This window comes from Arthrobacter sp. NPDC093128 (assembly GCF_040683875.1).
GTDB lineage: Bacteria > Actinomycetota > Actinomycetes > Actinomycetales > Micrococcaceae > Arthrobacter.
The window spans coordinates 57,156-70,925 of sequence record NZ_JBFBEY010000003.1; the positions used below are offsets into that span (position 1 = coordinate 57,156).

A 13,770-nucleotide genomic window follows, 5' to 3' on the forward strand; every position below is an offset into this window, starting at 1 on the left:
AGCACGTCAACGCGGGACCGCAACGCCCCTTTAGCGGTTCGTGACCGTGACGTCGTCCAGGTACATCCAGCTGTTGTCGGTTGGGACCGCCCCGTCCAGGTGGACGTTGAACCAGAGAGTCACCGTTTGCCCCCTGAAGGCGGAAAGGTCGGCCGTAACGTTCGTCCAGATTCCCGAATTGCTGTTCAATTTGAAAAGGGTCCTCAGCGTGGTGCCTGTCGAGCTGCGTACCTGCACCTCCATCCAGTCCCGCTTGCAGTTTTTCCTGTTCTTGGCGCCGCATATGGTGTCGGCGGTATGCGGCTGGTACCAGAAGGACAAGGTGGATGTCCCCGTGAGTGGCACGCCAATGGCCTGGGACAGGGTGCTGTCTCCCAACGGTTCGCTGCCGCTGGAGGCGCCCAGAAGCGCAGAGCCAATGCCGGTGTGGGCCGTTGCCGCAGGTTTGGGCGGAGCTATTCCGCCTGCCGTCCAGGATGCCAGCCCGGACTCAAACCCGCCGTTTTGCACCACGGACTGGGGTGCAGCCGGCGTCACCGGCGCGGTGGCAGCGGACGGCGCCGAAGTTCCGACGGCGTTGGTGGCCGAGACCCTGAAAGTGTAGGCAGTCCCGTTCGCCAGACCCGTGACTGTGGCGCTCGTAGCCGGCGGGTTGCCGGTCACCTGCACCGGGGCCTGTGCCACTGACCCCACGTAGGGCGTGACCGTATACGAAGTAATAGCAGATCCCCCGTTATTCGGGGCCGTCCAGTTGACCGTAGCCGAGGCGTTACCGGCAACTGCCGTGGCTCCGGTGGGCGCGGCCGGAACAGTGGCCGCCGGGCCAGTGATTGTTACAGGGTTTGTGACGGAACCGGTGGCGCCCGCGTTATCGGTGACCGTCAGTTTCACCTGGTAGGTGCCGCCGGCGGAATAGCTGTGTGCGGGCTTAATGCCGGTTCCTCCGGGTGACGCGTCGCCGAAGTCCCAACTGTACGAGGCGATGGAGCCGTCCGGATCCGCAGATCCTGAGCCGTCAAAGGACGCCGTCAACCCTGCCGCCGACGATGTGAATACGGCGCTGGGCGATTGATTGGCCGGAGGCTGTGCGCCAAGGAAGGTGGCGTCGAAGGAGTTGAGGTCCACTACGACGCCGTTCAGTGTCTGGTTGAATTTTTGCTGGACACCGATGCGCATGTTTGTTGCGGTGTTCCACCCGCCGTAGGAAACAGGGGTGGGCATCAGGTAGTCCGCGGTCCACGTGGAGTAGTTGACCGATCCTGCGTTTGTGTCCCACAGCGGGACGTCGGCGAACGCTGTGCTGTTGTTCATGATCTGCGGCCACATGCCGGAACCGCTGTAGATCACCGGGCGTACACCCATGCCCTTGACGCCGTCGACCATTGCCCGCGTGACTGGGACACTGCCGGTCTCCACGTCGAGCGCGAAAAACTGGAGTTGGTTCTGGTACGGACCGGCCGCCGAAATGCCGCCCTGCCAGCAGCGCGGGTCGCGGGTATAGACGGCGATCATTAGCCCGGCGTCGAGTGCCATCTTCAGCTGGGTTTCCGTCCGGTACCAGGGGTTGCACGTGCCCCAGGCGGTGGAGTGCATCACATATAGGCGGAACCCGGCGTTGTATGCCTGGACGAACCACGCCGGGTCAGTGATGGTGTTGGCTGTATCAAGGACCTTCACGGAAGGGTTTGGCGCCGAGTACGCGGCGGGGGCGGACGCGATGCCGGCAACAGCCAGAATCATCGCCAGGACAGCAGCAAAGACTTTCCTACTCACAGGTGTACTCCCCAATTGTCGGATGCGCTCGTGATCGGTTTGCTAGTGATTCCAGGCGCCCTAAACCCACGCCTGCGTTGGCTGCCCGTCGCATCTGCGCCCCATGCAGCCTGAGCTTCAACGGATAGTCCCGGTGAGACTACAGCCAGGGAATCAGTGGGAGCCCGAGTGGCGGTCACCCGATTGGAGGTCAACACGCACCTCACCGCCCAGAGTGATCACTTGGATTGTTCGACTGCTGAAGCACGGTGCGGCGGGTCCTCACCGGCCCAAGGGTGTGATGTTAAACGCCTTCCATGCCCCGGCCAGGCAGCCGGGCCGGGATGCCGCGTGTGGTAATTTTGAAGAGCAAATGTTCCTTTTTTAATTCCGTCCCGTGAGGCGGGGAAAGGGGAGACGAGCGTTGACTTCAGTCACAGAAGCACCGGTTCCGGCCAGGGTTGTACTCAACTCTGCGGACATTGACCGTGCACTCACTCGTATCGCCCATGAGATCCTCGAGGCCAATAAGGGTTCCCAGGATCTGGTGCTGCTCGGCATTCCGCGCCGCGGCTACCCGCTGGCAGTCCGACTGGCCAAGAAAATTGCCGCCGCCGATCCTACCGTGGACGCCGCCGCCATCGTCGGCCAGCTGGACGTCACCATGTTCCGGGACGATCTCTCGCACCAGCCCACGCGGCCCCCGTATCCCACGCAGCTGCCGCGTACCGGCATCGACAACAAGGTCGTCGTTTTGATCGATGACGTCCTCTACTCCGGCAGGACCATCCGCGCGGCGCTCGATGCCATCGTGGACCTCGGCCGCCCGCGCATCGTCCGGCTCGCCGTCATGATCGACCGCGGCCACCGCGAACTGCCCATCCGCGCCGACCACGTCGGCAAGAACCTTCCCACCTCGTCCTCCGAAAAGGTCCGGGTCCGGCTCGAAGAGACCGATTCCGTTGACGGAGCTCCGGTCAACGAAGTGGTCATTGAGGCAGGCGCATGAAGCACCTGCTTTCCACCGAGGACCTCAGCCTCGGCAACGCCATCCGCATCCTCGACACCGCCGAGGAAATGGCGGCAGTGGGGGACCGTGAAGTCAAAAAGCTCCCCGCCCTGCGAGGACGCACGGTCGTGAACCTGTTCTTCGAGGATTCCACCCGCACCCGCATCTCCTTTGAAGCGGCCGCCAAGCGGCTGTCAGCGGACGTCATCAACTTCGCCGCCAAGGGATCCTCCGTCTCCAAGGGCGAGTCCCTCAAGGACACGGCGCAGACGCTGGCCGCCATGGGCGCCGACGCGGTCGTCATCCGCCACTGGGCCTCAGGTGCACCGCACCGGCTGGCAGCCACGGACTGGATCGACGCCGCCGTCATCAACGCCGGCGACGGCACCCACGAACACCCTACCCAGGCGCTGCTGGACGCCTTCACCATGCGCCGGCACTGGGCCCGGCTCAACGGGACACCGTCCGCCGGGGCGGACCTGAAAGGCATGCGGGTCGCCATCGCCGGCGACGTCCTGCACTCCCGCGTGGCGCGCTCCAACGTCTGGCTGCTCCGCACGCTCGGCGCGGAGGTCACACTGGTGGCGCCGCCCACCCTGCTGCCCATCGGCGTCGGACAATGGCCCTGCAGCGTCAGCTACGACATGGACGAGACCCTGGCAAAGGGCGTCGACGCCGTCATGATGCTGCGCGTCCAGGGCGAACGGATGAACGCATCCTTCTTCCCCACGACCCGCGAATACTCCCGCCGCTGGGGCTTCGACGACAACCGCCTCCGCGCCCTGGACGAGCTGGGCCTGAAGGACACCATCATCATGCACCCGGGCCCCATGAACCGCGGGCTCGAAATTTCCTCGGCGGCCGCGGACTCACCCCGGTCCACCGTCCTGGCACAGGTCCGGAACGGCGTGTCAGTCCGGATGGCAGCACTGTACCTGCTGCTTTCCGGGGACACCCGCGAACCGGCCGCAACCCCCACCGCCGCCTATTCCAACGCCGCCTATTCCACCAAGGAGAGCCACTGATGGCACACGAACAACAGGACGCAGCCAACGACGCGGCCTACCTCATCCGCGGCGCAGCCATCCTCGGCGGAGCGGCCGAAGACCTCCTGATCCGCGACGGCATCATCGCAGAACGGGGCAAGGGCCTGGCAGCGGACGGCGCCACCGTCATCGAGGCGGCCGGCCTGGTGGCACTCCCCGGCATGGTGGACATCCACACACACCTCCGCGAACCCGGCCGGGAAGATGCGGAAACGGTGGAGACCGGCACCCGAGCCGCAGCCCTCGGCGGCTACACCGCAGTGCACGCCATGGCCAACAGCAATCCCGTGGCTGACACCGCCGGCGTGGTGGAACAGGTCCACACCCTGGGACGCACCGCAGGCTGGGTGGACGTCCGCCCCGTCGGCGCCGTGACCGTCGGCCTGGCCGGCGAGCAGCTGGCGGAGCTGGGCGCCATGGCCGACTCCCGCGCCAAGGTCCGCGTCTTCTCCGATGACGGCATCTGCGTCCACGATCCCGTACTCATGCGCCGCGCCCTCGAATACGTCAAGGCGTTCGACGGCGTCGTAGCCCAGCATGCGCAGGAACCCCGGCTCACCGCCGGCGCCCAGATGAACGAAGGCGACGTCTCGGCTGTGCTGGGCCTGGCTGGCTGGCCGGCCGTGGCTGAGGAAAGCATCATCGCCCGAGACGTCCTGCTGGCCCAGCACGTCGGCTCCAGGCTCCATGTCTGCCACGTCTCCACGGCAGGATCAGTGGAAATCATCCGCTGGGCCAAAGCACGGGGGATCAACGTCACCGCCGAAGTGACGCCGCACCACCTGCTGCTCACCGACGAACTGGTCCGCAGCTACGACCCCGTCTACAAGGTCAACCCGCCGCTGCGCACGGACTCCGACGTCCAGGCGCTGCGTGCCGCCCTGGCGGACGGCACCATCGACGTCGTCGGAACGGACCACGCCCCGCACCCCAGCGAACACAAGGAATGCGAATGGGCGCAGGCGGCCATGGGCATGACCGGCCTGGAAACGGCCCTGTCCGTCGTGCAGGACACCATGATCGAAACCGGCCTGATGGGCTGGGAGGATTTCGCCCGCGTCACGTCCGTTGTTCCCGCCGCGATCGGCAGGGTGACGGACCAGGGGCGTCCGCTGGAGGCAGGCGAACCCGCCAACGTCACACTGGTGGATCCGGCTGCGCGCTGGACCGTGGACCCTTCTAAGATGGCAACCATGGGCCGTAACTCTCCGTTCGCCGGCAGGGAACTCCCGGGCAAGGTCGTGGCGACATTCTTCAAGGGCCACCCCACTGTCCTCGACGGACACCTCAACACCCCGTACCGGTACCCGGCCGATGCGCCTGCTGCCGCCCCGGCCGGCGGGTACTGATGGACAAGGTAGTCGCCGGATTCGCCACAGTGGCGGTCATCGGCGTCCTGTTCGTGATGCTGGGCGCCGGCTGGCGGAACCGGCTGCGGCGCCAGTCCGACGTCGAACAGCTGCCCGCCGTTCCCGCGGAACTCGGCCTGCCACTGGCCGCAGCAGAGGGCCAGTACGTCGCCACCACCACGGCCGGCGACTGGCTGGACCGCATCGCCGTCCAGGGCCTCGGCATCCGCACCAACGCTGAACTCACCATCCACCCGGAAGGCGTGCTGTTCGAACGTTCCGGCGCGGCGCCCGTCTTCATCCCGGCAGCGAAACTCACCGGAGTACGCCAGGACAGCGGCATGGCCGGGAAATTCGTCGAAAAAGACGGACTCCTGGTGGTCAGCTGGACACTGGGAAGCCGCGAACTGGACACCGGTTTCCGGTCCCGGCGCGCGGACGACAAGCCGGCCCTCCTCGAAGCCTTTCAAGAATTGATCTCCGCAGCCCCTCAGGCAGATGCCGATAGTGGAAAGTAACAACGTGACAGAGACAGAAGTAACAGCAAACGCAGGTACCGCACCTGAAACGGAAATTTCCACCGCCGCGGTGCTGGTGCTCGAGGATGGCCGCATCTTCCGGGGCCGCAGCTACGGCGCCACCGGAACCGCCCTGGGCGAGGCAGTCTTCGCCACCGGCATGACCGGCTACCAGGAAACCATCACGGACCCCTCCTACGCCCGCCAGCTGGTGGTCCAGACGGCACCGCACATCGGCAACACCGGAGTGAACGCCGACGACGCCGAGTCCCGCCGCATCTGGGTGGCCGGCTACATTGTCCGCGACGCCGCGCGCCGGCCCTCCAACTGGCGTTCGGAACGGTCCCTTGACTCCGAACTCGTGGAACAGGGCATCGTTGGCATCCAGGGCGTAGACACCCGTGCCATCACCCGCCACCTGCGCGAACACAAGACCATGCGCGCCGGGATCTTCTCCGGCGAGGCCGCCCGAGCCACCGACAAGGAACTGGTTGACACGGTACTGGCCAGCGCGCCGATGGAAGGTGCCCGCCTCGCCGAGGAAGTCAGCGTGGACGAGTCCTACATCGTGGAGCCCAGGGACTGGGGCTGGGACGGCGAGCCGCTGTTCAGCATCGCCGCGATCGACCTCGGCATCAAGCGGATGACCCCCATCCGCTTCGCCGAACGCGGCGTCCGCGTCCACGTCCTGCCCGCCACGGCTACCCTGGCGGACGTCCAGGCAGTCAACCCGGACGGCTTCTTTATGTCCAACGGACCGGGCGACCCGGCCACGGCCGACAACCAGGTCAAGCTGCTCCGCTCGGTGCTGGACGAGAAGCTGCCGTACTTCGGGATCTGCTTCGGCAACCAGATCCTGGGCCGCGCCCTGGGCTTCGGCACCTACAAGCTCCGCTACGGCCACCGCGGCATCAACCAGCCCGTGATGGACCGCCGCACCGGCAAGGTGGAAATCACCTCGCAGAACCACGGCTTCGCCGTGGACGCCCCGCTCGACGGCGCCACCCAGGCTCCCGAGGAGCGTTACGGGCGTGTCGAAGTCAGCCACGTCAGCCTCAACGACGATGTCGTGGAAGGCCTCTCCTGCCTGGACATCCCGGCCTTCTCGGTGCAGTACCACCCGGAAGCCGCCTCCGGACCGCACGACGCCGCCTACCTTTTCGACCGCTTCATCGAGCTGATGGCGGACACGAAAGAGGCGGCCAAGTCTCCCACGGCTGTGTCCCCAACGGCTGCGGCCGAGACTAAGCCTTCCACCGATTCCAAGACTGAGGACAAGAAGTAATGCCCAAGAGAACTGACCTTAAGAGCGTCCTGGTCATCGGTTCCGGCCCCATCGTGATCGGCCAGGCGGCCGAGTTCGACTACTCCGGCACCCAGGCTCTCCGCGTCCTCAAGGAGGAAGGCCTGCGCGTTATCCTGGTCAACTCCAACCCGGCCACCATCATGACGGACCCCGAGTTCGCCGATGCCACCTACGTTGAGCCCATCACCCCCGAGGTGGTGGAAAAGATCATCGCCAAGGAACGCCCCGACGCGCTCCTGCCCACACTGGGCGGCCAGACGGCCCTCAACACCGCCATCGCGCTGGACAAGAACGGCGTGCTGGAAAAGTACAACGTGGAACTGATCGGCGCGAACATCGCGGCGATCGAACTCGGCGAAGACCGCGAAAAGTTCAAGGGCGTCGTGGAACGCTGCGGCGCGGAGTCCGCCCGCAGCCACATCATCCACACCATTGACGAGGCCCTCGCCGCAGCCGAAGACCTGGGCTACCCCATGGTCGTGCGGCCCTCCTTCACCATGGGCGGCCTCGGCTCCGGCCTCGCCTACGACGAAGCCGACCTCCGCCGGATCGTCGGCCAGGGCCTGCAGTACAGCCCCACCAGCGAGGTGCTGCTCGAAGAGAGCATCCTCGGCTGGAAGGAATACGAGCTCGAGATGATGCGGGACAAGAACGACAACGTGGTTGTTGTCTGTTCCATCGAGAACTTCGACCCCGTGGGCGTGCACACCGGCGACTCCATCACGGTGGCCCCCGCCCTGACCCTGACGGACCGCGAATACCAGCGCCTGCGCGACATCTCCATCGCGGTCATCCGCGAAGTGGGCGTGGACACCGGCGGCTGCAACATCCAGTTCGCCGTCGAACCGGACACCGGACGCGTCGTCGTCATCGAGATGAACCCGCGCGTCTCCCGGTCCTCGGCGCTTGCTTCCAAGGCCACCGGCTTCGCCATCGCCAAGATCGCCACCAAGCTCTCCCTCGGCTACACGCTGGACGAGATCCCGAACGACATCACGCAGAAGACCCCGGCGTCCTTCGAGCCGACCCTGGACTACGTCGTGGTCAAGGTTCCGCGCTTTGCCTTCGAGAAGTTCCCGGCCGCGGACCCCACCCTGACCACCACCATGAAGTCCGTCGGCGAGGCCATGGCCATGGGCCGCAACTTCACCGAGGCACTCCAGAAGGCGCTGCGCTCCCTGGAACAGAAGGGCTCGCAGCTGGACTTCAGCCACGTTCCCGAATGGGAAGTCGCCGAACTGATCGAAAAGTCCAAGCGGCCCACCACCGAACGCCTGCACCAGGTGCAGCGCGCCCTCCTCGGCGGCGCCACGGTGGAGCAGCTCTTCGAGGCCACCAAGATCGACCCGTGGTACCTGGACCAGCTCCAGCTGCTCAACGAGATCTCGCAGGAGATCCGCAAGTCCACCGCCCTGACCCAGGAAATGCTGCAGCGCGCCAAGCGCCACGGCTTCTCCGACGAGCAGATCGGCGCTCTCACCAACAACCAGGAAGCCGTGGTCCGCGGCGTCCGCCAGGCCCTGGGCATCCGTCCGGTCTACAAGACCGTGGACACCTGCGCTGCGGAGTTCGCCGCCTACACCCCGTACCACTACTCGTCCTATGACGAGGAGGACGAGGTGGCGCTGCACGCCAAGCCGTCCATCATCATCCTGGGTTCCGGCCCGAACCGCATCGGCCAGGGCATCGAGTTCGACTACTCCTGCGTGCATGCCTCGATGGCACTCCGCAAGGCCGGCTACGAGACCGTCATGGTCAACTGCAACCCGGAAACCGTCTCCACCGACTACGACGTCTCCACGCGCCTCTACTTCGAGCCGCTGACCCTTGAGGACGTGCTCGAAGTCATTGCGGCGGAGGAGCGCACCGGCGGCGTCATGGGCGTGTTCGTCCAGCTCGGCGGCCAGACCCCGCTCAAGCTCGCGCAGCAGCTCGCCGACGCCGGCGTGCCGATCCTTGGCACGTCACCGGAAGCGATCGACCTCGCCGAACACCGCGGCGCGTTCTCCCGCGTGCTGGACGAAGCCGGGCTGATCTCGCCCAAGAACGGCACCGCAGTGTCCTTCGAGGACGCCAAGAAGATCGCCGACGAAATCGGCTACCCGGTACTGGTGCGGCCGTCCTACGTGCTGGGCGGACGCGGCATGGAGATCGTCTACGACGAGCCCAACCTCTCCCGCTACATCGCCAACGCGACGGAAATCACCACCGAACACCCGGTGCTGATCGACCGGTTCCTTGAGGACGCCGTCGAGATCGACGTCGACGCCCTCTACGACGGAACCGAGATGTACCTCGGCGGCATCATGGAGCACATCGAAGAGGCCGGCATCCACTCCGGCGACTCCGCGTGCGTGCTGCCTCCGATCACCCTCGGCAACAACGTGATCGAGCGCGTACGGACCGCCACCCTGGCCATCGCCGAAGGCGTGGGCGTCCGCGGCCTCATCAACATCCAGTTCGCCCTGGCCTCCGACGTCCTGTACGTCCTCGAAGCCAACCCGCGGGCCTCCCGCACCGTGCCCTTCGTCTCCAAGGCCACGGGCGTCCAGATGGCCAAGGCGGCTGCCCTGATCGGCACCGGCGTCACCATCAACCAGCTCCGCAGCGCCTACAAGATGCTGCCGGAAACCGGTGACGGCTCCACCTTGCCGTTCGACGCCCCCGTCTCGGTCAAGGAAGCCGTGCTGCCGTTCAGCCGCTTCCGCACCCCGGAGGGCAAGGTTGTGGACTCGCTCCTCGGCCCGGAAATGCGCTCCACCGGCGAGGTCATGGGCATCGACAAGCACTTCGACACGGCATTCGCCAAGAGCCAGGCGGCCGCCAACAACGCGCTGCCCACCGAAGGCAAGATCTTCGTCTCCGTGGCCAACCGGGACAAGCGCTCGGTGATCATGGGCGTGAAGCGCCTCTCTGACCTCGGCTTCGAGATCGTCTCCACCGGCGGCACCGCCGACGTGCTGCGCCGCAACGGCATCCAGGCCACTCCGGTCCGGAAGGTCGCCGAGGGCAGCAGCGCCGAAGGCGAAGGCACCATCGCCGACCTCATCATCGCCGGCGAGATCGACATGGTCTTCAACACGCCCTCCGGCGGCGAAGCCCGCATCGACGGCTACGAGCTGCGCGCCGCGGCCACCTCGATCGGCATCCCGTGCATCACCACGGTGGCTGAGTTCAATGCCGCGGTCCAGGCCATCGAAGCGCTCCGTACCTACGAATGGTCCGTGACCAGCCTGCAGGAGCACGCCGCTGCGCTGACGGCCTCGCAAAACAGGGCCCAGGAAGCAGCAGCGCAGCATGCCTGAGCCGGAAGCTGCAGCAACGGCCGGCCGGGAGTCCTTCGGCTCCCGGCTCGGCCAGGCCATGGCGGACCGCGGTCCGCTCTGCGTCGGGATCGATCCGCACCCCGCGCTCCTGAAGGCATGGGGACTGAACGACGACGCCGCCGGCCTCGAGCGCTTCTCGCTCACCGTCGTGGAGGCAGTGGGCTCGCTCGCTGCCGCCGTGAAGCCGCAGGTGGCTTTGTACGAACGGCACGGTTCTGCGGGTATGGCGGTGCTGGAACGCACCCTCGCAGCCGCCGCTGATGCCGGCGTGCTGACCATCGCGGACGCCAAACGCGGTGACATCGGCTCCACCATGGCTGCCTACGCCGATGCCTGGCTCCGGGACGGCTCGTCCCTGGCAGCGGATTCGGTCACCTTGAGCCCGTATCTTGGCTTCGAGTCCCTGCGCCCCGCGCTGGACCTTGCGGCGGACTACGGCCGCGGTGTCTTCGTCCTGGCCCTGACGTCCAACCCGGAAGGCGCCTCCGTCCAGCACGTGGGCGGCGCTGATTCGGTGGCCCGCAGGATCACCGAGGCGGCAGCTGCGGAAAACCGCCGGTATGCGGGAACCTTCGGCTCGGTCGGCCTCGTGGTGGGCGCCACCGTGGGCGGGGCGCTGCAGGACCTGCAGCTGGACCTGGAGGCCGTGCGGGGAATCATCCTCGCGCCCGGGCTCGGTGCACAGGGCGCCACGGCCGCGGACCTGCGGGCAACGTTCGGTGCCGCCTATTCGCAGGTTCTTGGCACCTCAAGCAGGGACATCCTCTCAGCCGGTCCCGCCGTCGGCGGGCTCCGCGAGGCTGCACTGCGTACCCTGGAACCGCTGCTGACCAGCTGATCCGTTGATTTCGGCGCCATTGATTTCTGCGACGGGCAAAGGGTAGGTTCAGGGGGAATCCAACGGCCGATGCCTTGGATCCGACTGACGATTCGGGGGTGACGGAAGTGAGCTTACGGCCCTTGACGGAGCAGGAACGCGCGGAAGCCCTGGGCAAGGCGGCAGCGGCACGGGCAGCCCGGGCGGAGGCCAAGGAACAGCTGAAGGCGGGATCGCTGTCGGTGGCTGATCTCATCATTTCCGGCGACGGCGATTCAGCCCTGGCACGAATGAAGGTCTCCGAGATGCTCGAGGCCCTGCCCGGCATTGGCCGTGTCAGGGCGGCCGCCATCATGGATGAGCTGGGCATTGCCGCGTCCCGCAGGCTGCGGGGGCTCGGCATTCACCAGCGCCGGGCGCTGGTAGATTTTATGAACGAGAAACAGGTCCATCCGAATACCGCACAAAGGAATATGTGAGCAAGAAACCGGGACTGACAGTCCTCGCCGGCCCGACGGCTGTTGGCAAAGGCACCGTGTCCACCTACATCCGGGACAACTACCCCGAAGTCTGGCTTTCCGTCTCAGCCACCACGCGTCCGCCGCGCCCGGGGGAGCAGGACGGGGTGCACTACTTCTTCAAGTCGGCCGAGGAGTTCGACGCGCTCGTGGCCGGCGGGGAACTGCTGGAGTGGGCCGTGGTCCATGGCCGCAACCGCTACGGCACGCTCCGCAGCACCGTGGACGCCGCCATCGCCGATGGCCGGGCAGTGTTGCTGGAGATCGATCTGCAGGGCGCGCGCCAAGTCAAGCAGGCCGTTCCGGAGGCCCAGTTCGTCTTCCTTGCCCCTCCCAGCTGGGAGGAAATGGTCCGCCGCCTGGTGGGCCGCGGCACGGAAACGGCCGAGGAACAGCAGCAGAGACTGGAAACCGCTAAACTAGAACTTGCCGCTGAGCCGGAGTTCGATCACACCGTCATCAATGATGACGTTCGACGCGCAGCGGACGAGCTTGTTTCACTCATGGGGCTGACCCCGCACCCGCATTAGCAGCTGGGTCGGATCGGCCCGCTAGAATTTGGAGAATTCGTGTCCACGAACCTTGAAGGCATCATCAACCCGCCGATCGACGAACTGCTGAAGGCAGCTGATTCCAAGTACGGCCTGGTGATCTTCGGTGCCAAGCGTGCACGTCAGATCAACGCATACTACGCCCAGCTGCACGAGGGCCTGTTCGAATACGTGGGCCCGCTGGTCGACACCAAGCTGAACGAGAAGTCGCTTTCCATCGCCCTGCGCGAGATCAACGAAGGCAAGCTCGTTTCCACGCCGATCGAACCTGCAGAGTAGAACTCTTCAGTCCAGGTCTCATCAGACTACAGACTGCCTGTTGACGGAGGTCACGTGCGCATAGTCCTCGGAGTCGGGGGAGGGATTGCCGCCTACAAGGTGGCATCGCTCCTCCGGCTTTTTACTGAAGCCGGCCATAACGTCACGGTGATTCCCACAGAGGCGGCCAACCGCTTCGTCGGCGTGGCGACCTGGGAAGCACTGTCCGGAAACCCGGTCAGCAACAGCGTCTTTGACGATGTCCCCTCGGTCAACCACGTACGCCTGGGCCATGAGGCGGACCTCATCGTCGTGGCTCCGGCCACCGCTGATCTCCTGGCACGGGCCGCCGGCGGCCACGCCGACGACCTCCTGACCAACACGCTGCTGATGGCCAGCGGTCCCGTGCTGATGGCTCCGGCCATGCACACCGAAATGTGGCTGCACGCCGCGACCCAGGCCAACGTGGAGACGCTGCGGAACCGTGGCGTGACCGTCCTCGAACCCGCCAGCGGGCGGCTCACCGGTTCCGATTCAGGTCCCGGCCGGCTGCCCGAGCCGGAGGCCATTTTTGACGCGGCCCTGGCCCTGATGCAGGACGGCGGTGTTCCCTCGCAGCTGCCGCTGGCCGGCAAGACAGTCACCATCAGTGCAGGCGGCACGCGTGAGCCGCTTGACCCGGTCCGGTTCCTCGGCAACCGCTCCTCCGGGAAGCAGGGTGTCGCCCTGGCCGTGGCCGCCCGCAACGCGGGCGCCAGCGTCCGGCTGATCGCCGCCCACATGGAAGTACCGGTTCCCGCCGGCGTCGAGGTGGTCCAGGTGGAAACAGCGGTGCAGCTTCGCGAAGCTGCGCTGCGCGCGGCCGCCGACTCCGACGTCGTGGTCATGGCCGCCGCCGTGGCGGACTTCCGTCCCGCCGAGGTTTCGGACACCAAGATCAAGAAACGGGAGGACACAGCCGATCCGGTCATCAGCCTGCTGCGAAACCCGGACATCCTGCAGGAGCTCGTGGAGGTCCGGGCAGCGAACAAGCCGGGGCAGCTGATCGTGGGATTTGCGGCCGAAACCGGCGACGCCCACGGCGACGTGCTCGCCTACGCCGAGGCCAAACTTCATCGGAAGGGCTGCGACCTGCTGGTGGTCAACCACGTCGGTGAGGGCCTGGTGTTTGGGCAGGACCACAACTCCGTGGTCATCCTTTCCCGCTCCGGTTCCGAACCACAGGCGGCGTCCGGTTCGAAGGATGATGTTGCGGCCGCTGTCATTGACCGCATCAGCTCTGAGCTGAGCCGCGTTTTTCCACGATCCTGAACAGCCGGC

At 66.1% G+C, this 13,770-nt stretch carries 12 protein-coding genes; 11 read left to right on the forward strand and 1 reads right to left on the reverse strand.

Annotated elements, in window-relative coordinates; all coding sequences use genetic code 11:
• Positions 1-30: 30 nt before the first annotated feature.
• Positions 31-1,773 carry a PKD domain-containing protein gene (locus AB0N24_RS04065; RefSeq protein ID WP_364120791.1) on the reverse strand — a complete coding sequence of 581 codons (1,743 nt, stop codon included), beginning with the start codon at positions 1,771-1,773 and terminating at the stop codon, positions 31-33.
• Positions 1,774-2,176: 403 nt separating this feature from the next.
• Here AB0N24_RS04065 and pyrR point away from each other — a divergent pair, with 403 nt between their 5' ends.
• The 11 genes from pyrR to coaBC all read left to right on the forward strand — a co-directional run bounded on the left by pyrR (position 2,177) and on the right by coaBC (position 13,761).
• Positions 2,177-2,761, forward strand: coding sequence for a bifunctional pyr operon transcriptional regulator/uracil phosphoribosyltransferase PyrR (gene pyrR / locus AB0N24_RS04070; protein WP_104172997.1), 585 nt, complete (start codon positions 2,177-2,179; stop codon positions 2,759-2,761).
• Positions 2,758-3,786: an aspartate carbamoyltransferase catalytic subunit gene (locus tag AB0N24_RS04075; protein ID WP_364120794.1), complete on the forward strand. Its 1,029-nt coding sequence runs from the start codon at positions 2,758-2,760 to the stop codon at positions 3,784-3,786. The genes pyrR and AB0N24_RS04075 overlap by 4 nt, the downstream gene beginning before the upstream one ends.
• Positions 3,786-5,156: a dihydroorotase gene (locus AB0N24_RS04080; protein WP_364120797.1), complete on the forward strand. Its 1,371-nt coding sequence runs from the start codon at positions 3,786-3,788 to the stop codon at positions 5,154-5,156. Before AB0N24_RS04075 ends, AB0N24_RS04080 begins: the two co-directional genes overlap by 1 nt.
• Positions 5,156-5,674 carry a hypothetical protein gene (locus AB0N24_RS04085; RefSeq protein WP_364120800.1) on the forward strand — a complete coding sequence of 173 codons (519 nt, stop codon included), beginning with the start codon at positions 5,156-5,158 and terminating at the stop codon, positions 5,672-5,674. The genes AB0N24_RS04080 and AB0N24_RS04085 overlap by 1 nt, the downstream gene beginning before the upstream one ends.
• Positions 5,655-6,959, forward strand: coding sequence for a glutamine-hydrolyzing carbamoyl-phosphate synthase small subunit (gene carA / locus AB0N24_RS04090; protein ID WP_364120803.1), 1,305 nt, complete (start codon positions 5,655-5,657; stop codon positions 6,957-6,959). The genes AB0N24_RS04085 and carA overlap by 20 nt, the downstream gene beginning before the upstream one ends.
• Positions 6,959-10,285 (forward strand): carbamoyl-phosphate synthase large subunit, encoded by a 3,327-nt coding sequence (gene carB / locus AB0N24_RS04095; RefSeq protein ID WP_364120806.1) that lies wholly within the window; start codon positions 6,959-6,961, stop codon positions 10,283-10,285. Before carA ends, carB begins: the two co-directional genes overlap by 1 nt.
• Positions 10,278-11,144 carry an orotidine-5'-phosphate decarboxylase gene (gene pyrF / locus AB0N24_RS04100; protein ID WP_364120809.1) on the forward strand — a complete coding sequence of 289 codons (867 nt, stop codon included), beginning with the start codon at positions 10,278-10,280 and terminating at the stop codon, positions 11,142-11,144. The genes carB and pyrF overlap by 8 nt, the downstream gene beginning before the upstream one ends.
• A gap of 107 nt (positions 11,145-11,251) precedes the next feature.
• A complete protein-coding gene (gene mihF, locus AB0N24_RS04105) occupies positions 11,252-11,602 on the forward strand; it encodes an integration host factor, actinobacterial type (RefSeq protein ID WP_364120812.1) in 351 nt (116 codons plus the stop codon).
• Complete coding sequence (gmk, locus tag AB0N24_RS04110) at positions 11,599-12,171, forward strand: guanylate kinase (protein ID WP_364120815.1); 573 nt, start codon at positions 11,599-11,601, stop codon at positions 12,169-12,171. The genes mihF and gmk overlap by 4 nt, the downstream gene beginning before the upstream one ends.
• Positions 12,172-12,210: 39 nt before the next feature.
• A complete protein-coding gene (gene rpoZ / locus AB0N24_RS04115; RefSeq protein ID WP_011692102.1) occupies positions 12,211-12,471 on the forward strand; it encodes a DNA-directed RNA polymerase subunit omega in 261 nt (86 codons plus the stop codon).
• Positions 12,472-12,525: 54 nt separating this feature from the next.
• Entirely contained in the window at positions 12,526-13,761 is a 1,236-nt protein-coding gene (coaBC, locus tag AB0N24_RS04120; protein ID WP_364120819.1) for a bifunctional phosphopantothenoylcysteine decarboxylase/phosphopantothenate--cysteine ligase CoaBC, read from the forward strand.
• The last annotated feature ends 9 nt before the right edge of the window (positions 13,762-13,770 follow it).